This is a genomic window from Stenotrophomonas sp. STEN021, from assembly GCF_056760175.1.
In genome coordinates, this window is sequence record NZ_JBRREH010000018.1 from 18,181 (window position 1) to 37,345 (window position 19,165).

Annotated in this window: 27 protein-coding genes; all 27 read right to left on the minus strand. The window is 62.9% G+C overall.

Features of this window, described 5'->3' with window-relative positions:
• Positions 1–66: 66 nt before the first annotated feature.
• A complete protein-coding gene (locus ACVOL0_RS05740; RefSeq protein WP_481548272.1) occupies positions 67–1,539 on the minus strand; it encodes a hypothetical protein in 1,473 nt (490 codons plus the stop codon).
• Entirely contained in the window at positions 1,536–2,141 is a 606-nt protein-coding gene (locus ACVOL0_RS05745) for a hypothetical protein (RefSeq protein WP_481548273.1), read from the minus strand. Before ACVOL0_RS05745 ends, ACVOL0_RS05740 begins: the two co-directional genes overlap by 4 nt.
• Positions 2,129–2,587, minus strand: coding sequence for a hypothetical protein (locus ACVOL0_RS05750; protein ID WP_481548274.1), 459 nt, complete (start codon positions 2,585–2,587; stop codon positions 2,129–2,131). The genes ACVOL0_RS05745 and ACVOL0_RS05750 overlap by 13 nt, the downstream gene beginning before the upstream one ends.
• A 17-nt stretch (positions 2,588–2,604) precedes the next feature.
• The gene (locus ACVOL0_RS05755) at positions 2,605–2,823 is read right to left on the minus strand and encodes a hypothetical protein (protein ID WP_481548275.1); all 219 of its coding nucleotides are present in this window, start codon (positions 2,821–2,823) and stop codon (positions 2,605–2,607) included.
• Positions 2,816–4,762, minus strand: coding sequence for a packaged DNA stabilization protein (locus ACVOL0_RS05760; RefSeq protein WP_481548276.1), 1,947 nt, complete (start codon positions 4,760–4,762; stop codon positions 2,816–2,818). The genes ACVOL0_RS05755 and ACVOL0_RS05760 overlap by 8 nt, the downstream gene beginning before the upstream one ends.
• Positions 4,744–5,193: a packaged DNA stabilization gp4 family protein gene (locus tag ACVOL0_RS05765; protein WP_481548277.1), complete on the minus strand. Its 450-nt coding sequence runs from the start codon at positions 5,191–5,193 to the stop codon at positions 4,744–4,746. The genes ACVOL0_RS05760 and ACVOL0_RS05765 overlap by 19 nt, the downstream gene beginning before the upstream one ends.
• On the minus strand, positions 5,190–5,438 hold the full coding sequence (locus tag ACVOL0_RS05770; protein WP_481548278.1) for a hypothetical protein: 249 nt from the start codon (positions 5,436–5,438) through the stop codon (positions 5,190–5,192). Before ACVOL0_RS05770 ends, ACVOL0_RS05765 begins: the two co-directional genes overlap by 4 nt.
• Before the next feature lie 49 nt (positions 5,439–5,487).
• A complete protein-coding gene (locus ACVOL0_RS05775) occupies positions 5,488–6,678 on the minus strand; it encodes a P22 phage major capsid protein family protein (RefSeq protein WP_481548279.1) in 1,191 nt (396 codons plus the stop codon).
• Positions 6,679–6,697: 19 nt separating this feature from the next.
• Positions 6,698–7,540, minus strand: coding sequence for a hypothetical protein (locus tag ACVOL0_RS05780; protein WP_481548280.1), 843 nt, complete (start codon positions 7,538–7,540; stop codon positions 6,698–6,700).
• A gap of 31 nt (positions 7,541–7,571) precedes the next feature.
• Positions 7,572–9,530, minus strand: coding sequence for a portal protein (locus ACVOL0_RS05785; RefSeq protein ID WP_481548281.1), 1,959 nt, complete (start codon positions 9,528–9,530; stop codon positions 7,572–7,574).
• The gene (locus tag ACVOL0_RS05790; RefSeq protein WP_481548282.1) at positions 9,530–10,837 is read right to left on the minus strand and encodes a phage terminase large subunit; all 1,308 of its coding nucleotides are present in this window, start codon (positions 10,835–10,837) and stop codon (positions 9,530–9,532) included. Before ACVOL0_RS05790 ends, ACVOL0_RS05785 begins: the two co-directional genes overlap by 1 nt.
• Positions 10,809–11,279, minus strand: a complete 471-nt coding sequence (locus ACVOL0_RS05795) for a terminase small subunit-like protein (protein ID WP_481548283.1) — start codon at positions 11,277–11,279, stop codon at positions 10,809–10,811. Before ACVOL0_RS05795 ends, ACVOL0_RS05790 begins: the two co-directional genes overlap by 29 nt.
• Entirely contained in the window at positions 11,279–11,743 is a 465-nt protein-coding gene (locus ACVOL0_RS05800; RefSeq protein ID WP_481548284.1) for a lysis system i-spanin subunit Rz, read from the minus strand. The genes ACVOL0_RS05795 and ACVOL0_RS05800 overlap by 1 nt, the downstream gene beginning before the upstream one ends.
• Complete coding sequence (locus ACVOL0_RS05805; RefSeq protein ID WP_481548285.1) at positions 11,740–12,027, minus strand: hypothetical protein; 288 nt, start codon at positions 12,025–12,027, stop codon at positions 11,740–11,742. Before ACVOL0_RS05805 ends, ACVOL0_RS05800 begins: the two co-directional genes overlap by 4 nt.
• Positions 12,027–12,656: a glycoside hydrolase family 19 protein gene (locus tag ACVOL0_RS05810; protein ID WP_481548286.1), complete on the minus strand. Its 630-nt coding sequence runs from the start codon at positions 12,654–12,656 to the stop codon at positions 12,027–12,029. Before ACVOL0_RS05810 ends, ACVOL0_RS05805 begins: the two co-directional genes overlap by 1 nt.
• Positions 12,657–12,752: 96 nt before the next feature.
• Entirely contained in the window at positions 12,753–13,292 is a 540-nt protein-coding gene (locus ACVOL0_RS05815) for a hypothetical protein (protein WP_481548287.1), read from the minus strand.
• Entirely contained in the window at positions 13,282–13,488 is a 207-nt protein-coding gene (locus tag ACVOL0_RS05820; protein WP_481548288.1) for a hypothetical protein, read from the minus strand. The genes ACVOL0_RS05815 and ACVOL0_RS05820 overlap by 11 nt, the downstream gene beginning before the upstream one ends.
• Positions 13,485–13,946, minus strand: a complete 462-nt coding sequence (locus ACVOL0_RS05825) for a RusA family crossover junction endodeoxyribonuclease (protein WP_481548289.1) — start codon at positions 13,944–13,946, stop codon at positions 13,485–13,487. The genes ACVOL0_RS05820 and ACVOL0_RS05825 overlap by 4 nt, the downstream gene beginning before the upstream one ends.
• A complete protein-coding gene (locus ACVOL0_RS05830; protein ID WP_481512526.1) occupies positions 13,943–14,416 on the minus strand; it encodes a hypothetical protein in 474 nt (157 codons plus the stop codon). Before ACVOL0_RS05830 ends, ACVOL0_RS05825 begins: the two co-directional genes overlap by 4 nt.
• Positions 14,413–15,174 (minus strand): hypothetical protein, encoded by a 762-nt coding sequence (locus tag ACVOL0_RS05835; protein WP_481548290.1) that lies wholly within the window; start codon positions 15,172–15,174, stop codon positions 14,413–14,415. Before ACVOL0_RS05835 ends, ACVOL0_RS05830 begins: the two co-directional genes overlap by 4 nt.
• Positions 15,171–15,470 (minus strand): hypothetical protein, encoded by a 300-nt coding sequence (locus ACVOL0_RS05840; protein ID WP_481548291.1) that lies wholly within the window; start codon positions 15,468–15,470, stop codon positions 15,171–15,173. Before ACVOL0_RS05840 ends, ACVOL0_RS05835 begins: the two co-directional genes overlap by 4 nt.
• The gene (locus tag ACVOL0_RS05845) at positions 15,470–15,859 is read right to left on the minus strand and encodes a DUF551 domain-containing protein (protein WP_481548292.1); all 390 of its coding nucleotides are present in this window, start codon (positions 15,857–15,859) and stop codon (positions 15,470–15,472) included. Before ACVOL0_RS05845 ends, ACVOL0_RS05840 begins: the two co-directional genes overlap by 1 nt.
• Positions 15,859–16,323, minus strand: a complete 465-nt coding sequence (locus ACVOL0_RS05850) for a recombination protein NinB (protein ID WP_481548293.1) — start codon at positions 16,321–16,323, stop codon at positions 15,859–15,861. Before ACVOL0_RS05850 ends, ACVOL0_RS05845 begins: the two co-directional genes overlap by 1 nt.
• Complete coding sequence (locus tag ACVOL0_RS05855) at positions 16,320–17,744, minus strand: replicative DNA helicase (RefSeq protein ID WP_481548294.1); 1,425 nt, start codon at positions 17,742–17,744, stop codon at positions 16,320–16,322. Before ACVOL0_RS05855 ends, ACVOL0_RS05850 begins: the two co-directional genes overlap by 4 nt.
• Positions 17,744–18,454, minus strand: coding sequence for a helix-turn-helix domain-containing protein (locus tag ACVOL0_RS05860; RefSeq protein ID WP_481548295.1), 711 nt, complete (start codon positions 18,452–18,454; stop codon positions 17,744–17,746). Before ACVOL0_RS05860 ends, ACVOL0_RS05855 begins: the two co-directional genes overlap by 1 nt.
• Positions 18,451–18,654: a hypothetical protein gene (locus tag ACVOL0_RS05865; protein WP_481548296.1), complete on the minus strand. Its 204-nt coding sequence runs from the start codon at positions 18,652–18,654 to the stop codon at positions 18,451–18,453. The genes ACVOL0_RS05860 and ACVOL0_RS05865 overlap by 4 nt, the downstream gene beginning before the upstream one ends.
• Positions 18,651–19,061, minus strand: coding sequence for a phage regulatory CII family protein (locus ACVOL0_RS05870; RefSeq protein ID WP_481548297.1), 411 nt, complete (start codon positions 19,059–19,061; stop codon positions 18,651–18,653). Before ACVOL0_RS05870 ends, ACVOL0_RS05865 begins: the two co-directional genes overlap by 4 nt.
• Positions 19,062–19,165 lie beyond the last annotated feature (104 nt).

Here is a 19,165-nt window from a genome sequence, read left to right on the forward strand (position 1 = left end):
CCCGCCACCGAAGCGCGGCTTACGCACCGGCTCATCCACCGGAATTCCATCGAAGCGAGCCATTGATTACCTCTTGCGGTAGGTACGACCGTCGTCCGGGTCGATGTAGAGCGCGCCAGTGGGGAGCGCGTTGAAGTCAGCTTCCGAGTTCGGACGAGCAACCTGCGGGGATGATCCGGTACTAGCCGTCCCTGTAACGCCGCGGAAGTCCGCCAACCCTGTGGCCCGCGTTGGGTCGTAGCCGTACTGATCGGCAATGCCCTGATACTCCCGTGCCGCTGCGGTCACTCGACCCTGTGCAGCCGAGGCAAGACCTCTGGCCTGCGCCAGGAAGTCAGCGCGTTGGTTTGGATTGAGGCGCTCACCCTTCAGTGCGCGGTTCCACATGTTCTGGACACGATCCGGAACGCCTGCAGCATTCTGAGCATTGGCGAACTCCTGCTCCCGGACTACCGACCCCGGGTCTAGCATCTTCATGAACGCAAAGATCATGGAAAGATCGCCAGCCGCACTGGGGTCAGATGCAGCGCCCTGCACGTTCTGGAACATCGACAGGACGCTACGGTCATCCTTCAACTTGGCCGCCAGCTCCTTGCGCATCCCCATTTCGCCTTGCGCCTGATCGGCAGCGGTTGGGTTTGCTTTCCGATCTGCAGGCCCGCCAGGGATCGGCACCAATGAACCATCACTCCAACTGTACCCACTCGGAGCATCACGCTCTTTCGGAGGCGTGTATCCAGGGCGAGATGCGCCAAACTGCTGCGGCGTTACGTCCACTGAGGGCAGCGTGACATTGCTCAACGCCCCGCCACTAGCCATATCTGCCATTGCGGATGCACGGTCAGCGGCGGGCATGTCCGGATCAAAGTTGAATGGCGTGCCATCCGGGCCAGTGCCTCTGGTTACATTGACCGGAGTCCCATCCTCATAACTCTGGCCGCCGCCTACTTGAGGGAGCGGGCTCAGCTGCCGGGTGCGCGGATCCCACACCATCTGCATTTTCCCGCCCATGCCATCTGGGACATCGACAAGGTTCCCGTTCGCAGGAGCAAAGGGAACTTCAGCAACCACGTTGCCGGATGCGTCGAATCGCTTGGAGCCGGGGCCGAGGGTGAACTGCTGGGGATCGCCGCCCGCCGCCCCCGGACCAGCAAGCGATACCTTGGCCTTCAGCTGCTCCCAGCCCTCGTCCATGTCCGGCGTCCAGTCCGTAGGAGCCGGCTTGCCAGTCAGCTGCTGGATGAAGGGTCCACCCTGCTGCAAGGCCGCTCGCACCGCAGCAGCGTTGCCGGTCGCCCTCGTGCCATCCACGTACTTGATGAATCCCTGCAGCTTGCGCAGTTGGGCATCACCCGCGTCCTGATAGCCCTGCGCTGCCTTGGGGTCGATAGCCACAGCCTGCGAATAGGCGTTCGGATCGCCAGCCATGATCTGCGGGGCCAGCTCTGAAAGCCGCGACTTGTTTGCCTGCTCGGTGCGGTACTCGCGGTTGGCGATGCCTGCGCGCTGCCCTTCAAGGAAGCCTGCCAGAATGTTCATTTGCGCCCCCAATTGTTGCCGTAGCCGTAGCCGTTTGCACCCGCTACGCCGGTCAGGGCATTACCCCATGCGTCGGCTTTGGCCCCATATGCGGAGGCGCGGGAATTGGCAGCGCCGATCAGGTTGTTGCTCACGTTGTTGGCATAGTTCTGCCCAAGGCTGGCGAGGCCACTTGCCGCCGTCTGGCCGACACCGGCCAAGCTCGCCTGCTGGTTCCACCAGTTGTTGTATTCCTGCGAAGCGAGGCCATTTGCATACTTCATGCGGTCGGCGTCAGCACCGCCGGAGTACAGTCCACCGCGCGCCGCAGCACTACGGTCCAGCCCCTGCATCTGCTGGGCGACGCTGAACTGGTAGCCGGGCGACTGGGTGAAGCTCTCAAAGTTGCCATTGCTGGCACTCTCCAGCCGGGCCAGCGCGTTTCCGCCAGCCTGCAGCCACGGCTGCTGATCGGCGCGGCTCAGATCGTACTGGCGGCGCTGTTCTTCCGTCGCGGCGTCATATCCCTTCTGGGAAGCGCTTGCAGCCTTGCCTGCCGCTCTGTTGTCCATTACGCCCTTGATCAGGGTCGCCCCGCCAACACCGACTGCTACCCAAGACATGTGCGTTCCTCCTGTAGTGCGTGCGGGGCTTCCGGCACGATGAATTTGGCCTCGATTGAGGCAAGGTCTTTCAGCTTCGTGGGATGGACGTTCAACCAGCGAACGTCGGTGTGGGCGAATCCCACCTTCTTGGTTCCGGGCGCGGAGACGAACACTGCGGGGGCTTGAATCCGCTTCAGCCCCTCGGGCGTCGTGACAGTAATGTCGCCCTGAACAAGCACATTCAGCGTGCTGTGGCGGTGGATCTTCCCGGTGATCAGCGACCCAGCGGGCACGAACAGCTCGCGCCCGTACACGCCATCCGCAAAGTGATGCTCCAGCGTCATGCCGACTGGCTCGCCATGCTCAAGCATCAAGCGCTCAAGCTCGCGTAGCTGGTCGTGCGTCGGCATTGCGGGCGCGCACGGCTCCGCATGGCCCGCCAGGATTTCTGGCAATCCCTTCATTTGATCTATCAGCATCGTCAGCCCCTCGGCTCTATGCGCAGGCTCGCGCCCAGTAGATCCCGCTTTACCGGGCTGGATATCTGTATCTGGAACACCAAGCGATAGCCTTCGCCAAGCCGAGTAACGCGCACGCGGCGCTGATACTCACCGATTGCCCCTAGAGAGCGCTTCTTCCAGTTCGACCAGTTGCGCCCGCCGTCTTTGCTGTAGCGAACGAGGACGTGGTGATCAGTCACTGTCGGAATCCTTCGCGATTCGGCAAGCCATGTAGGAATAGACGCCCATATCCTCTCCAAGCACGGCGATTGTGTTCTGGCCTACCACCAGGTGCGAGGAGCTGATTTGCACCTCGTGGTTGAAGACTGGACCGCTCGGCGTAGTGCTTGATCCGGTCCTCTCCATCACTTGAGTGCCATTGACCCAAACCGTCGCGAAGTTATCCACGAACACGTAGAACAAGAGGTCGACCAAGTCGGTCATGGTGAACTCGGCACGCAACCAAAGGCGGGTGTTCTCGTCCCAGTTCGTGTTCTTGATCGGCGGCCACCCCACTGACTCGGCGTACGGGTGGCCCGGCAGATTCGCGAAAGGCGTCTCCCCTACCAGCCACCCGCTGTCATCGAGATCTGCGCCGCTATAGTCAGTTGTGTCGGATGACGGCAGCTGCAGGTATTTCCATTCGCTCACCTGCCCTATCACTTCGCCGTAGTCCACGAAGATTGAGTCGGCCAGATCAGCGTATAGCCCATTTGCGTCCGTCACTCGTACTACGAAGGAATAGCTGCCCACTTTTGTGGGCTGCCCTGACAGAACCCCATCGCGTGAAAGCGCGAGGCCGGGCGGGATTGATCCAGACCTTAAGCTGGTCGACCAAGTTGTTCCGCTCGATACCACGTATTGGTACGACGCATACGGTGGGGATTCGCCACCAATGATCGCGTCAGGAGCATCGCCACTGATCGAAGGGCCATCAGGCTGGCCGGGGAAAGTCACGGCAGCACTCGGTTCGCGTCCAACATCGAACAGCAACTCCATCTCGGGGATGCCGATGCGGTTGCCGCTGTCGCTGACCTCGGCGGAGGTGTAGGTGGCAATAAGCTCGTCGTCGCCCTCCAGCACGTAGTCCCAGTCCAGAAGCCACAACCGCCCGTCCTGGAAGTCGCCGCCAACCCACTTCCGCCCCCACGACGTGACGGTATTCAGCCGCCAGCGCTTGAGTCCGAACGACTGCCGACGGTGCCACAGGCCAACCACCACGTCGTAGCCGTAGGTTTCGCCATCGGGGAAGGTGATGTAGTAGACCTTGTGGCCTTCGTCCTCCCAGGTGAACGCGAAGGCGTTCTTCCAGTCGGATTTGGCGATGGCCTTTTCAATGGCCCGAGTACTGATCGGAGCAGCTCGCAGTCCGTCCAGCCGATAGATCACCCCGTCGTTGCCCAGCCACATGACTGAGTTGTCGAGGTTCTGGATGGTCTGCAGCGAAGCGCAGCCGACATCGATGGTCGTCCCGGTGGACTGGAACGTCCCTGTAGCCTGGCCGGTGTTCCGGTAGAACTCGGTCGTGCGCTCGCCGAACAGCAGGACATCGCCCTGGCTGACGGCCACGCCAACGATCCGATCAGGCTGGCTCTCTGCCTCGCCACGGTCCAGCGTGTTGTAGCTCAGGCCGTCGGCAAGATCAGAGGGCAGCCAGTACCGACCGAAAGGCTCGATCCAGAACAGGTAGCCATTGATGAAGACGACATCGACCGCGCCCGGGAAGCCGTCATCTGTGATGCGCGTGAACGCCTGCGTCACGGTGCTGTAGATATAGCCCGACTGGCCATTTGCGATGGCGATCTGGTTGCCGTTCTTGATCTGGTTGTGCGCCATGCGCACGCGGCCAACGCCGGGAACCGTGCCGCGCGGGATGCCGATACCTTTTGCACTTACCTCGTACAGCGTCTGCCCAGAGACAACGAACAGACGGCCCTCGGCGTTGTGCGCGCCCCGAATCGGACCCGGACCAATACGCTGATACGGCTTCAGTCCCGGTGGCGTGCGCAGCTTGAACTGCGTCTTCGTCCCCGGCTGATCAGCGACCACCGGCAGGAAGTTGCACACGTCCTGCACAGACCACGCCGGAGAGTCGTCGCGGTTGAAGCCTGCCAGCAGGTTTACGGAGGTGAGGGGCATTGGCACTCTCCGTCGCACTTGAAGCAGCGGCCACGCCAGCGCTGACCGGTTCCGACCGGCAGATCGCAGTAGCTGACCCGAGGATGCTTCTCTCCCTCGACCTTGCGGGCGATGTAGGCCGATATGGTGGCCATGCCGGTGCGCGCCATGGCCACCACGTCCGGGTCCAGCGCAGCACCGTAGTGCGGGCGCAGGCGCACTGCCAGGTTGTATGTCAGCGCCTCGTCCGCCCAAACCGGTGAAGCGACCACGTCATCTGGCGAGGAAACCGGAACCCAGCCAAGCTCCCAGCCGTCGATTGCCCACGCCGCCATCATCGCATTGAGCGCGCGGACGCCATCAGCGAAGTCCTCGGCCTCGGGCGCCTCGTTGGCGTCTACGACGCGCAACAGGCCTAGCGCGCCACGGATGATGATGGCGGTGGCAGTCATTCCGGCTTGCCTTCCAGGGCGGTGCGCAGGCGTTCGATGCCCCAGGTCTTCTTGTACTCGATGCCGGCCGCGTCCAGCTGAGCGAACAGCTCGGCTTTCTCGTCACCAGACGGCTTGCCTTCCAGGGCGGTGCCGACCGGCAGGAAGCCTTTCTCCTTGGCTGCGTCCTGCTCAGCCTGATCGGCCACGATGCGGTGCTCGGCGCCATGCTCGCCGCCGAGGTAAATCATCTTCGGGAATTCCATGAGCCCTCCTTTGGGCAGAGGGGCCGAGCGAACCCGGCCCCTCGATTGGTTACTCGGTGACGCGGCAGGCGTGGAGGCCACGAACCGCAGCGAAGCCGTAGAGCACGTCGATGCGGGTGTTTTCCAGGTCGTTGATGAAGTCGCCACCGGTCATCACGCGCACGCTCAGACCGTTCGGCAGGCGGGCGGTATAGCCCTCGCAGCCGGCGATGACGCCCAGCGGTGCCGCCGCCACTGTGAACGCGTCCTTGTGGAACATCAGGGACTGGCGGTATCCGGTACTGGCCGCGCCAGCCAACGTCAGGGCTGCACTGTTGGCCGGCGAGGCGGTGACGTTCTTGCCCGGGCCGGTCGGGATGATTGCCGGGTAGATCGTCAGCGTGGTGCTGGCAGCATCAGCCAGCACGGTGAACTGCTGCAGCTTGCCGCTGTTCTCGCCAGTCAGCGGGTGCACGGCGAACACGCCTGCGATGGTGAACACCTGGCCTGCCTTGAAGCCGGTGGTCGTGGCCGCGATAGCCAGCACATTGCCAGTCTGGTTCGCGCCAGCCACGGTCACCGTTGCAGCAGCTCCGTTGGTGATCACCGGGACGCTCTGGTGCTCGTAGAAATCCGCACCCATGGCGCGGCCCAGCGAGCCTTCGATGAACGCCTTGCTGTTGGTCGCCTGCGGGTTGAACAGCTTGCGGGCCTCGTCCGTCAGGTTGACGTTGATTTCCGAGCTGATCAGCTGGTTCCGATCACCGGACGGGGCGAGGAAACGCTGCAGGACAGCGCGGGCCTCGGCAAACGTCTTCATGGTGCTGATGGCGCTGCCCGGGGTGCCGACCAGGTTGGGGGTGGCAATCACTGCGCGGCGGATCAGGTCGGCTTCCACCACCGAGGACAGGGTGCGGATCTGCGGCCGCAGGATTCGCTCCTTGAAGTCGGTCAGGTCGAGCTTCTTCTCCTTGGAACCGAACTTGATGCCGATGTGCTTCTGGGTGTCGAGCTTGATCGGCACCTTGTCCTGGATCACATCGGTTGCAGCGCCGCCGCCAGCAAACACCACACCATCGAACACGACGCCCGCGCGCGGGACTTCGATATCGACGCTGTCGCCCTTCTTGTAGCCGTTGACGGCCTCGCCGAATTCTTCCTGCCGGCCCTTGTTGACGTTCGCGAGGAAGGGGGCCTCCTCTTCCAGCATCTTGGCCGCCTCGCGGGCGATCATCTTGTGAGTCAGAATTACATTTGGCATTTGGTATTACCTCGATTTTTCAGCTGCGGCGCTGCTGCTGTTCGCGATCACGTTCGCGCTTGAACCACTCGTCATCGGTCAGCTTCTCGGCCGGTACTTCGGCCACAGCTCGACCTTGGACGCGCGGCGCAGGTGCCGGGGCCTGAGTGATGGGTTTGATGGATGCTTGTGCGAGTGCAGGTACTTCCGGCGTGGCCGGCGCACCCTCTGGCGCTTCACTCATGCGCGACGCATAGCGTTCGACTGCGCGTGCCATCAACTCGGGGCGCATGGCCGCGAGGTTGAACAACTCGTCCTCGTTGGAGGCGAGCTGGTAGGCGATCTCGGCACCCTTGGGGTGCTGCATGATCGCGGCCTGAAGCTCTTGCGGCAGCAGTTCGGGAGGGATAGCGCTCACAACCTCGAAGAAGTCCTCGTGGTCGTTCGCAAATTCAGCGGCGCGCTGTTGGTACGCCGCGACAACCTCATGCTGCTTCTGGGCTTCAGCCCTCTTTGATTCGGTTTCCTGCTCGGTGGCTCGTTCCTGCTCGCGATCCCACTTCGATACGGCCCGAGCATATGCATGCGGGTCGAAGTCGAAGTCTTCGGGCTTTGGTTCCTTCGGCGCCGGCTCCTTGAAGCGGCTTTTCAGCTGCTCCAGTTCCGCGCGCAAGGTATCAACCTCGCCGGCCCGCTTCTGCAGGCCCTGAATGTAGTCGCGCGTTCGGTTGCGCTTCTTCCCCTCGTCACCGGCCGGCGCTGCAGAGGTAGCAGGCTGGGCCGGCTGCACATCCGTCACGTCATCAACGTAGGCGGGCTTCGGGTTCTGCTGCGGCGAAGCTTCGCCGCCACCCTGTTCAGGGGTGTTCGTTTCGTCAGTCATCACAACCTCTGTGGATCGGCCAGCCGGGCCGTTACGGTTGGGGCAAGCCCATGGGGAGCGGATCACCGCCCAAAGAAAAACCGCCTTGCGGCGGCTGTTCGGAAATCATCATCGGGTCAGGCATTGGCGGGCCTTGCAGCATAGCCACCTTGCCCGCGTTGTCGATTTGGATGGACTCGGTTTCAGCCTGCAGCTTGCCGACGGTCGCCTCGTCCTTCTGCGCTGCGGCCACGTCCTTCGGGTTCGGCTGCTGAGGTTGCGGAGGCTGGTCGCCTTCTTCCGGCTCCATCAGACCTTGCGCCACCATCAGCTTGCGGACCTGCTCGCCCAGCTCTTCAGCACCAGGTCCATCCATCGACTTAACGATATAGCCCGCCAGGATCGGAGCTATCGGCGGGAATGCCGGGCCGATCTGCGCCAGCAGCTGCGACATCATGTCCGCCGTTTCCATCCGTTGCGTTGCATAGCTGGGGCCGACAGTGACTGCAATGTCGTACTTACCCTTGGAAATGTCGTTCAGCACAACCGGCTGTCCGTTCGGACCAGCCACTTCCTCATACAGCGTCTTCCACTTCTCGCCGCCATCCTCGCCCAGTACGCGAACGACCCGTTTGGTGTCGTAGACCCGAGGAATCATGTCGCACAGGATCACGTAGGTACGACGGATCGAGTAGGCCAGATTGTCGGTGTAATTGAACGTCGCCGTGGCGCCCTGCTGCTTGCGGGCGTTGATTGCCCGGCCGCTCGTCTCATTCGACGTAGCGCCAAGGCTGGCGTTGAACTGGCCGGTGCTGGCCTTGATGTCCTCGTTATCGAGCGAAGCCAGCTGAATCAACGCAGCCGGGATTTCAGCCTGGCCGGCGCGCTGCGGCATCTGCTGCGCATCGTCGTTGACTGGCAAATACGGGTAGTCCTCGCTGTTTGCCTTCTTCCAGAACGATTCCAGACCCTTGATCCACGACAGCTTGACCAAGAACGGGGCCTTCGGAGCCTTCGCCACCGCCTCAATGGCAGCGGTCCGATGGACGTTGTGCAGGCGCTGCTGATCCTTGTTGGACCGGACCATGCCCTTCCACTTGTCCTCACCGTCGATGCAGCGGATGTGGCCCCAGGCCGGGATGATCGGAATGTGCTTGGTGGGCCATTCGTAGTCGTCGGTCAGCCACTCGTAGCCATTGGTCAGGCGGGAGAAGATCTTGTGGCTGTCGACCTCGCGCTGCCGCAGCACCTGACGGCCCTGTGCAGCCAGAAAAGCCTCCCAATCCTCGCCCAGCTCGTCGGCATACAGCACACGACCGTCGTCCAACTGGATCAGCGTGCGCTTGCTGGGGCGCTTCTCGAAGTACTCGCAGACCTTGATCTGGTCCTTCTCGCGGAACTTCTCGCAGTCCTTGTCCGACTCCCAACTTGCTATGTCTGCATTCGGGTACTGGCGCTCAAATGATGCTTTACTAATTAGATCTTCAACGAAGCAGTACCCGGCATCGGACCGGTCCAGCTCAATCGACGCCGGATCCCACTTCACAGAGAACGGGTTGCGGATCGGTTTGACAAAGATATCCAGCTCAAAATCATCCTGACTGCGGTAGTCAGTGACGATGCGCCAGTGCCCCAGCCCGCCCTCAACCGCGCACTCATAGGCGATGTCGTAAGCCTGATCTGCATTGCTGCGCGCCTCGATGTCGCGGCAAATGCCGTTCATCAGCTCGGCGAGGCCCTTGTCGGACTCTTCCATGCCCCGAACCTTGCCCTGCGGCCGGCCCTGGCGCATCTCGTTGATGACTTGGCGGCAGTGCGTCTCCAGCTTCGGAAACTCATAGGTCGGGCGGTCGCCGCGGCGTGCCTTTAGTTTCTGGTCCCACTGCTCGCCCGGCACATTGACGAAACGGCGGTCTGCCTCGGCCTCTTCATAGGACGTGGACACGGCATCGCAGGCAAGCGCGTACCGGCGGCGCATTTCCGTCAGCTGATTGTCGCGCTCATTTGCCATCAGTAATCCGTCGTGTAGGACAGCAGCGCCGACAGGTCGGGTGCGTCGTGATTGGTGCTCTGGAAGTCCACCGCCATTAGCCCGAAGGCGTCGGCGCCATGGCTCGCCCAGTCGTGGTTCGGGCCGAGGCCGATACCGCGCTTCTCATCCCGCTTCTCGTGATACCAGCCGAGGGCATCGCGGCCAGCCTCGGTGCCATCGGCATCGAAACGAACCGAAGGCATCACGCGCCGGGTCGTCTCGATGCGCGTCATGGCAGCGCCTGCGCCCATGTTTGGGATCACCCGCACATCGAACTCAGCGGCTCGCAGCGCGCTCTCATAGCTGACCGAATAGACCTTGTCGTGGTTGGCGCCGTCGTGCGGCAGAACGCACTGGGCGCGCTCGTAGCCGTTACGCCGCAGCCACTCAATGTGGACCGCAAGCGGCTGGCCAACGGCCTCGTAATACCGCAGCACCCGGATTTCCCGCCCGATGAACTGGACGATCCAGATAGCGCAGGCATCAGCTTTGGCGCCGGTGCCGCCGATGTCCCAGTAAGCCCGGGTTGTCATCAGCGGGTCGGCGGCGAGGAAGCCGATGCGGTTCTCGTCCTTGGCCTTTGCCAGTGCCTCGGCGTAATAGGCGCCACTCAGCGTGGTGACATAGTCGCCATTCCAAATGTGCCCGTACTGATCCGGCTCGATGCGCAGCGTGTCCAGCCGCTCCTGCTCCAGCTCAGCGGTGAACCATGGGTTGTCCTGCCAGTTGGCCCGCACCACCGATGAGCCGGTTGGAACCTCCTTGCCTCGTAGCAGCACGTCCAGCGGGTCAGTCTTGCGGCGCGGGTTCCAGCTGAACCACAGCTCCGAGCCAGTGGCGCGAAGCGTCGGGCGAAGCAGGCTCAGCGAGCGAGCCGTGGCCGTCTGTGCTTCCTCCCACCATGCCCGCTTGTAGCCTTCCAGCGACTTCACCGAATCGGCGGTGTAGTCGTTCATGCCCTTGAAGATGATCAGCCCGTCGCCAGGCGTCTGGATCAGGTCGCGATAGACCTTGAACCCCTGTGCCTGGCCGAGCTTGTAGTGCGACAGCTTGGCTTCCAGAAGCGCCTTGGACGACTGCGCCAGATCCTTCTGCACCTCGCGGATGCAGATCGACCGCAAGCCCTCGCCACCCGAAGCCCCCGGGGTTGCCAGCGAGTCTTCCAGCAGTAGGCCGGCGAAGAAGTGCGACTTGCCAGAGCCTCGCCCACCCCATGCGCCCTTGTAGCGCGCTGGCTGCAGTAGCGGCTCGAATACCTCAGCTGTCTCGATCTGCAGGACGGACAATGCGCCGCTCCACTACCGTGACAGACGATTCGATGGGGCCGCCGCCTGGGCCGCTGACTTCCTGCTGCACCTTGTCGCCGTACTTCTTGGGCCGCAGCTTGCCGGCGTACCACTTGCGGGCATCGATGCGCAGGCGGGAGCGCTCAACCATGTCGCCGGTCGTGCGCTCGACCACCTTGCCCTTCGCGTCCTTCTTGACCTTCTCGCCGATCACCGCCGTATCGGCAATGTCGATGATCTCGTCGGCCAGCGTGTCAGCCTGCTCGTCCCTTGCGTGCGCGTACTGGTCGCGGAAGGTCTCGTTCTCTGCCAGCCAACGGAACACCGTGGAACGGTTCGGCATCTTTGCCGTGGAACATATCGTCCGCAGGCTCTTGCCATTGGCCAGCTGCTCGCAGATATCGTCCGCCAGCTTCTGGCTGTACTTGCTCGGCCGACCCATTACAGCCCCCTGTCAGCCTTGATCACGGCTTGGCAGGCTGCGAGCTGGTCGTCGGCGTCTCGGCCGATTCGAACAATTCGGCCCGCAGCCTCTTCTCTGCTTGCGGCAAGCGCATCACGTTCGACGGTGCTGGCGACGGCCTGGGACAGTAATCGGGTTTCACAGCCGGCCCACTCTTGCCGCAGGCGGACATTGCCATTGCGCAGATCAGCAACAACAGCAGCAGGGACGGCCTCGGCCGCTTCCCGGTCTTCTTCATGCTTAGCTCCGATAGTGGCCAGTGCCTGGCCCTGGGATTGCTCGACGGCCCGAGCGACCTGCACTGCCTCCACCTGCCCGGCCAGCGCTTTGGCCTCCTGCCGGCTCTCGGCCAAGTCGGCGGAGCGGTCACGCCACTCGCGGCCCAGCAGGCAGCCGGCGAGGAACAGGCCAATGCCGGCGAGGATGTGCGCGCGGGTGATCACTGGGGCACCTCGATGTGATGCTTCTTCAGCTCGAACTCCAGCCGCATGATCCTCATGGTCAGCTCGTAGACCTTGGACTCTGCTGACCGACGCTCGCGGCGTTCTTCGTCCAGGCCGGACTCAAGGGCCTGCAGGCGGGTCTCTTGCGCGTTCATTCGATCCGCCTGTTGCTGGACGAGCGCGTTGTAGTTCCGCCCCTCTGTCGACACGAACCGGTCCCACAGGAACTTCCCAAGCAGGGCAATGGCGCCACCAGCCGCCACGTCGGTACCGGTCATATCCATCAAGCGAACACCTTCAGGGCCGCCGCGTACCGAGCATTGCGATCAGCCGCGCCGTTCTGTCCGCCGTTGATGCGGGTGGTGATCTTCCGGAAGTCGCCAACGTCGGCCAGGTCGTTGAGGCCGCGAGCCGCCCAGAACGCCCCGGCGGCGAATGCGCCCCACTTCGGGTCAGCAAGCAGGTCCGGAGACAGTTCGAAGTCCGGCACCTGCCGCCCCATCTCCCGCAACTCGTCGCGGATGGCTGCGTAGTTCGCCCGGCCGGTGTTCTGGATCGGCCCCCGTCCGCGAAACCGCCAGCCGTCGCCGCTGGCCTTGTCTCCATTGCCCATGCGGTTGGCATAGACGTGGTTGGCGATCAGCTCTGGCTTGCGTGCCATGGCCTCTGCCTCAGCACGGGTGACCCTGTTGGGCCACGTCGCCAACAGGCCAGAGGCCGAGTAATTCAGGTTCTCCACCACCCGGGTCAGGCTCGCGGACTCATGCCCAAGTTGGGCCAAGAAGGCTGCAAGGCGCTTAGGGGTGACGATCTCGAAAGCGCTGCAGGCATCCCGCAGCGGCCATTCCCAGCGCGCAGCAGTGGAAGCATGGCAACCCACCGCCAGCTCAATTTGTCGGGCGGTTGGAAGCATTTCGTTCTCCGGAAACGAAGAAGCCCCGGCTTTAGGCCAGGGCTTCGGAGACATTTATTGACAGTCGCAGAATCAGACCATTCGGTGACGTCACTGTCAAGCGGCGGCGGCCTGTGCACCTCGCGCCCATTCAACTCCTTTGGCCAGCTCGTACCGGTATTGCCGCAGCGTCAGCGCCCCGCCGTACTTCTCCGCAACCATCCGCGCCTTGACCGCCTGACTGGCCGACACGGTGTACTCGGTGTGCACGATCAGCCCTCGCAGCGGGTTCTGCCGCATCATCGCCGCAATCGCTGACTCCACCCAGCGCAGGTTGTCGGGAATGCCCACGTCCACCGCGATCTCCGGGTTGTCGTGCGGCTGGTCGGCATTATTGGTCGACCGGATCGGATCCACCGCCCACGTCGGCAGGATGTGCATCGCATCCACCCCGCTGCGCCTGGCCATGAACTGCCGACGGCCGGAGCCGTCCCGCCCAACCAGATGCCGCAGCGCCCGTTCCTTGGTGCCAGGGGCAAAGCCCCTCGCCTTGTCGAGGACGTGCACGCTGCGGTCTGCGTGGGACAGCGCGTAGCGGTTGGCTTGGGCATGCCCCCATGCGCGCAGCGCCAGCACCATTGGATCTTCATTGCGCATCGCGCAGCTCCTCGAACACGTCATCGTCCAGCCGGAACGCCGGCAGCTTGTTGTCTATCGCGCAGGCGCCCTGCCGGTCCGGCTGCTTCTTGCAATGGAACGCCCCGTCCGTCAGCTCCCGAAACTGGCACACCGAGCACCGGCCCAGGCGGCGCACCCGGGCCTTGTAGCGCTTCCACATGCGGTCGGTGCTCAAGCGGCAGCTCCATCCAGCAGCGACGGTGCAGCGGCGATGAACTTGATCTCGACCTCGACCCGCGCGCCCTTCTCGTCCGGTTCCATCCGCTCCTGCAGGATGCGGCGGTGCTTCTTGTCGTCCACCCAGGCCACGCCGTTGAGGGCATCGGAGAGCACCTTCTCGCAGTTGCCCAGATCGATGCACTGGACCGTGTCGTCCCAGGTGTACGGGTCCTTGCGTGCGCGCTTCGCCCAGTCCTGCGGCCGGTGCGGATACAGGCGGATGGTCAGGTGTACCCGCCCGGCGTGCGGCTGACGGATGCCGGCGGCGCGAGCGATGGCTGCCACGGCGGCCTTGTACTGCTTGGCCTCATCGGTCACATAGGTCATGGCCAGCGGCCTCGGCTTCTTGGGGATCACTCGCGTGGCCCAATAGCGATTACTTGAAATCGGGTAAGGCAGCACAAGCATGATCATTTCATACGCTCCTGGTTCATTCGCTGCTCCCGATGTGTTGCCCAACGGCAATTGGACGGCTCGTAATTTCCATTGCCATCGATCCGATCCAACGTCATCCCCTCAGGACGCACGCCCATGTCTTCTAGAAAATTCTCGAATGCTGCCCAGCGTTCACACACCCTCACGCCCTTGCCGCCATAGCGCGCGTACTCATCAGCCTTCGGGTTTGAGCAACGCGCCTTCATCGCGCACCAGCTGTTGTGGGTCTTAGTTCTGCGCATGCCGTGGGTCGGTCGCTTTCCACGTGCGCAGCCACATGAGGTTGTGTGTCCACTTGTGAGACGGAACAGCGCGGCGACGTGCTTTTTCCCGCACTCACACAGGCAGAGCCACTGCGTACGGCCGAACCGATCGTTCTGGCTTCGCTCCAAAACCGTCAGTCGTCCGAACTTGGCGCTGATCGGGTACGGAAGGATCAGGGTGATCATGCCGCCTCCTCAACTGGGCCGATGTACCGCAGCTTTTGCTCCCCGCAGTAGCGACGGAAGGCCTGTTCGTGCAACTCACCGGCTTTCAGTTCAGTGCTGTGACCGACCATCCCGCCCTTCCATGATCCCTTGCGGGACCCAACCTCAGAGCTGAACTCGATCTCCAAGCAGCGCTTTACCTGCGGGGCGACGAAGTGGCGTAGCCAGCGAAACCACTTGATTCCCTTCTGCCACTCCCGTTCCTCTATACGGCAATCAGCCCGAATCACCTCGCCATCGAAGTCAGCGAACTGAAACGATGCCCTCGGAACCGCATCCCGCTCATCGAGCGAGCGTCGAAGATCCTTAGCGAAGTCGATCAGCCATTCCCCCGCCAAACCGTAGCCGCTATGGCGAACATGCTCCCACTGCTTCCAAGGCAGGAAGCAGGAGATCCTCTTCGGATTCTCGGAATTGATGTCGTCACGACCGTAGTGCAAGTTGAGGTGATCGCCAAAGTTCAGCTGAATTCCGAACCTGCGGCGCTCAATCTTCCAGTACCAATCGCGACCAAGGCGCTGCACAGTCGCCGCGTCCCATGAGGGTGCCGGCACCTTGTAGCGGAACGGTTTCACGATCTCCGGCAAAGTAATCCAGATCGACTTTCCAAAGCCGCTGATAATCAGCTTGCAGCCTGGATATTCCTCGTCACTTGTCATAAACACGACGCCAATACTGTGTGCGTCAGAATGGATCTCGATCTTGTTGGCTCTGCTCACTTGTGGGCTCCGCTGTAGGGGATCTGTTCTTGATTGAGCCGGCGCAGGGTCACGTTCAGCGCGGCGAGTTCGTCCATCTTCATGACCGTCCACATGCGCTTCTGGCCGTGCCAGCCGTTGAAGCTGCCCTGGTGGCAGTCCTTGCACAGCGCGACGGTCGTGTAGTGCTGGCCCTGGTTGATGTGGTGGGCGTCACTGGGCGGCGGGGCATCGCATACGCTGCAGGGGAGCCACTTCACGGCCTCCATGTGCGCAGACTCGGCCGGGGTGATGGCCTTGGCGTTCTTGGTGCGCATCACTCCACCTCCGGCGGCGGTGGCATCGGCAGCCAGTGAGTAGGCTGGAACCCATTGGTCCGGTAGCTTTCAGCGCCGAACGTGCGAGGGCAGCTGAACTCCTGAAACTCAACGTCCATAAAGCCGTCGTCGTGCCCCATGTAGTCCGAGCCATCCTCATAACCCTCGAACCATCGGCCGGGGGTGCTGATCGGCATGCGGTCGTCGGCCTCATCGCCGGCGCGACCGAGCAAAATCAACGTCCCGTCCCTCGGCGCAGTAGAGATGGGCTGCCATTGCGGCTTCAGGGCCACAACGATCAGGGCAATCTCTGCCTCCTGGCCCGCGCGAATGGGCAGCAGGCACATTGCCTTCAGCAGCTCTAGCGCGCGCTTCTTGATGACGTCCATCACGCAACCCTCCTGACTTCCTCGGCCATCTGTTGATCGCGCACCGGTGCGACGTCCCGCAGCCTCACATCGTTGTCGATGGCCCACGCCTGGGCAAAGGTGATCAGGTCAGCCATGTCGCCGATGGACATGGTCCGGGTCTGCACGGCCAGGTTCACGACACTGGCGCCGTCCAGCGATGGGACAAGGTCACCCTGCTGCCGGTTCTCGCTGCGCGCCCATGCGTCGACCAGCAGACGCTTCCAGCCCTCTTTGTCGATCCAGCGCCCGGCCCACTGCCGCTGACGTGCGATGTCCTCGCAGATCGCGTGCAGCATGGCGTTCTGCTCCAGGCTGCGGGTGGACTTGCATTCCTTGACGTCGACGCGGACCGCCTTGCCGGCATCGATGAACTGGCAGGCGAAGCGCCACACCTCGATCATGCGTTCGCGTGCGTTGCTGGTGTTGAGGATGAAGGGGGTCATTGGTCGTCACCCGCCCTTGCCGATGCTGCGGTGGTGTGGACGGGAACGCTGCGCGCGCGGCGCGGTGCCGGCGGCTGGTCCAGGTGCTCAGGCTGCAGCTCTGGATCAAGGAAGCGCATGGTCTTGCCGTCGAAACCGAGGCCGAAACCGCCGCAAGGCCCGTGCCGATTCTTCTCGACGTTGAGCTCAGCCTTGGTTGGATCGCCGTTTTCGCGGTCGTAGACGCAATGGCGGTACAGGAACGCGATGATGTCCGCTTCTCGCGTGGCCTCGTCACTGTTTGCGATGTCACCCAAGTTCGGCCGCTTACTGCCGTTGCGGGTGTCCACGTCAGCCTTGACCTGCGCCAGCACCACGACAGGAATATCCAGATCCCGCGCCAGCGTCTTCAGGGTGCGGGCCACCTCGCCCACTTCCTCGGCCCGGCTGTTTGACCGCGGCACGCGGATGCGCTGCAGGTAGTCCACCCACGCAATGCGGATGCCGTGCTCCTGCTTCCAACGGCGGATAGTGCGGACAACCTCATCCAACGTCGGTGCACTGCGGTCGTAGATGAAAACACTGCGGCCGATGAGCTTACGCATGCCGGCGCTGAGCTGCGGCCATTCCTCGGCGGTGAAGTCGCCACTGCGCAGCTTCTCGGCAGCCACACCTGATTCGCCCGAGATACCGCGCGACGCCAACTGCCTGGCCGACTGCTCGCCAGATATGATTCCCACCGGGATGCCGATGCCGCCCTGGTGGAAGGCGCAGTTCACCAGCAAGGCGGTCTTGCCCATCGAGGGGCGAGCGCCGATGAAGATCAGATCGCCCCCATGGGAGCCACCCAGCCGCTTGTCCAGCCGGGTGAAGCCATACGGCACACCACGCACCTCGCCCTTGTGCGCATAGGCGTCCTCGGCATCGCGCCAAGCCTCACCGAGCGCTTGCTCCAGCGTGTGCTCGTAGCCCATGCGGGTCTTGGTCAGCTGCATCAGCTCGCGGATGGCGTCATCCAGAATCGTTACGGATTCCTCGCCTTCCGGGTTCATGCACTTGCCGATCAGGGTGTCGCTGATGTCGATAGCGCGCCGCATGGCCGCCCGTTCGCGGATCAGCGCGGCGTGCTCGGAAACGCTGGCAACGGTGTAGCCGTTGGACTGCAGCTCGATCAGGTAAGCGCCGTCCATGCGGTTGCCAAGCCCTTGCGCCACCAACCACTCGCCGAGGTAAATGGAATCGCACGGCTTGCCGCTGGCTTCGAGCTTCAGCATCTCGCCCCACAGCACCGCATGGTCGCGGCGGAAAAAGTCGCCCGGCTCCAGGTTTGCGCGTCCAATGGCCTCGGGGTAGTTCATGCAGCCGCCGAGCACGTACTGCTCAGACTCGATGGCTGTCGGCAGGGAGCGGTCGCGCTGGAAATGTTCGCGTGGCACGGCCATCAGAGCATCTCCCGGCCATCGTGAGCCGAGTCGGACAGCGACTGCTGGGAGCTACGCTGCCCGCCCTCGCGTGCAAGCCAGTCAGCGCGAATCGCTGCCCAGCCACGTTCGCAGCACAGGCGGATCGCGGATTCCAGCGACAACCCAGCTTTGCCCGCCTCGCGTTCCAGGCCTGCAACCGCTGTTCCCGTCAGCGGGAGTTTCTTTTCCTTCCGGACTGCCACGAAGTCGGAAACCAGGTCAGCAGGCAGACCCGGAAGCAATTTGATGGCCTCCTCCACTGCCGCACTATGACGGTTGCTTCTGACGGTTCTTGATGGTTTATGACGGTTAGTGTCCGCCTGGCGGACTGGTATGGTTCGCGAGGCGGACTGGTTGGTTCGCGAGGCGGACTGGTTTGAGTCCGGGAGGCGGACTGGTTCGGCAGGTGGACTGGTTCGGGAGGCGAACTGGTTTACCGCATTCAGATCGACCGTGTAGGACGTGTGCCGACCATTGCTCCGGTCCGCAACAACCAGGCCCTCATCCTCCAGCCAGCGGATGGCGGCGATCACTGCCGTCCTGCCAAAACAGGTGCGCTCACAGATTTTCGTCAGCGACGGCCAGGCCACGCCCTGATCGTTGGCGTTGTCGGCCAGCGATACCAGTACTGCCTTGGGCGTTGGAGGCATCTGCAGCGGCCAGCAGAGGGACATGACCATCGTGCTCATTGGTCACCCCCAAAAATTCGCTGGTGAAGTTCAGCCTCCAAGAGCGCGACCTGCTCGGGCGACCTGGCCAGTGCGGCTGCCTTGTATTCGTCATACAACCGGCGTGTTTCCGCCTTATCGCCAGCGGCCTGCGCCTCTCGTACAAGCTGCGCCAGCACCGCTATCCGCTCTTCACGCAATTCATCGCTACGGTTGCTCATGCCGCAGTCCTCCCCGTCAGTGCTTCGGACAGGATCTTGCTGCGGGTGCGCTCAGCCTCCAGCTGCTCGGTCAGCTCCCGCACCTTGCGCTCGGTCTCCGACTCCAGCGGGCGAACGCTGGCTGGGTCCAGGCCCATCTGAATCAGGAGCCAGGACAGCGGTGCAGAATTGCCGCAACGGAGCATCAGGCGCACCAGCTGCTCGCCGCTGGGCGAGTTGGTGCCGGTCTTGCAACGGGACCACACGGCGTCCTGCATGCCGATCTCGGCCGCGATGGCCTTGTCCTGCAGGCCGCTCTTGCTGGCGCAGTACGTCAGCACCGCGCCCCAGTTTTGCTGGCGTGCCACGTCGGCCAGGTCAACGCTGGTCGGGTGTCCACGCATGGGTAGATCAAGCTGGGTTGTCATGATTGATTCGCTTTGATCAACGCCCGGAGGGCGAAATAAAGGCTCAGCCCCGAAGGACCGAGCCAGTGGATTCAGGAAGAACGAACGCGCCGAACGTCGTGACG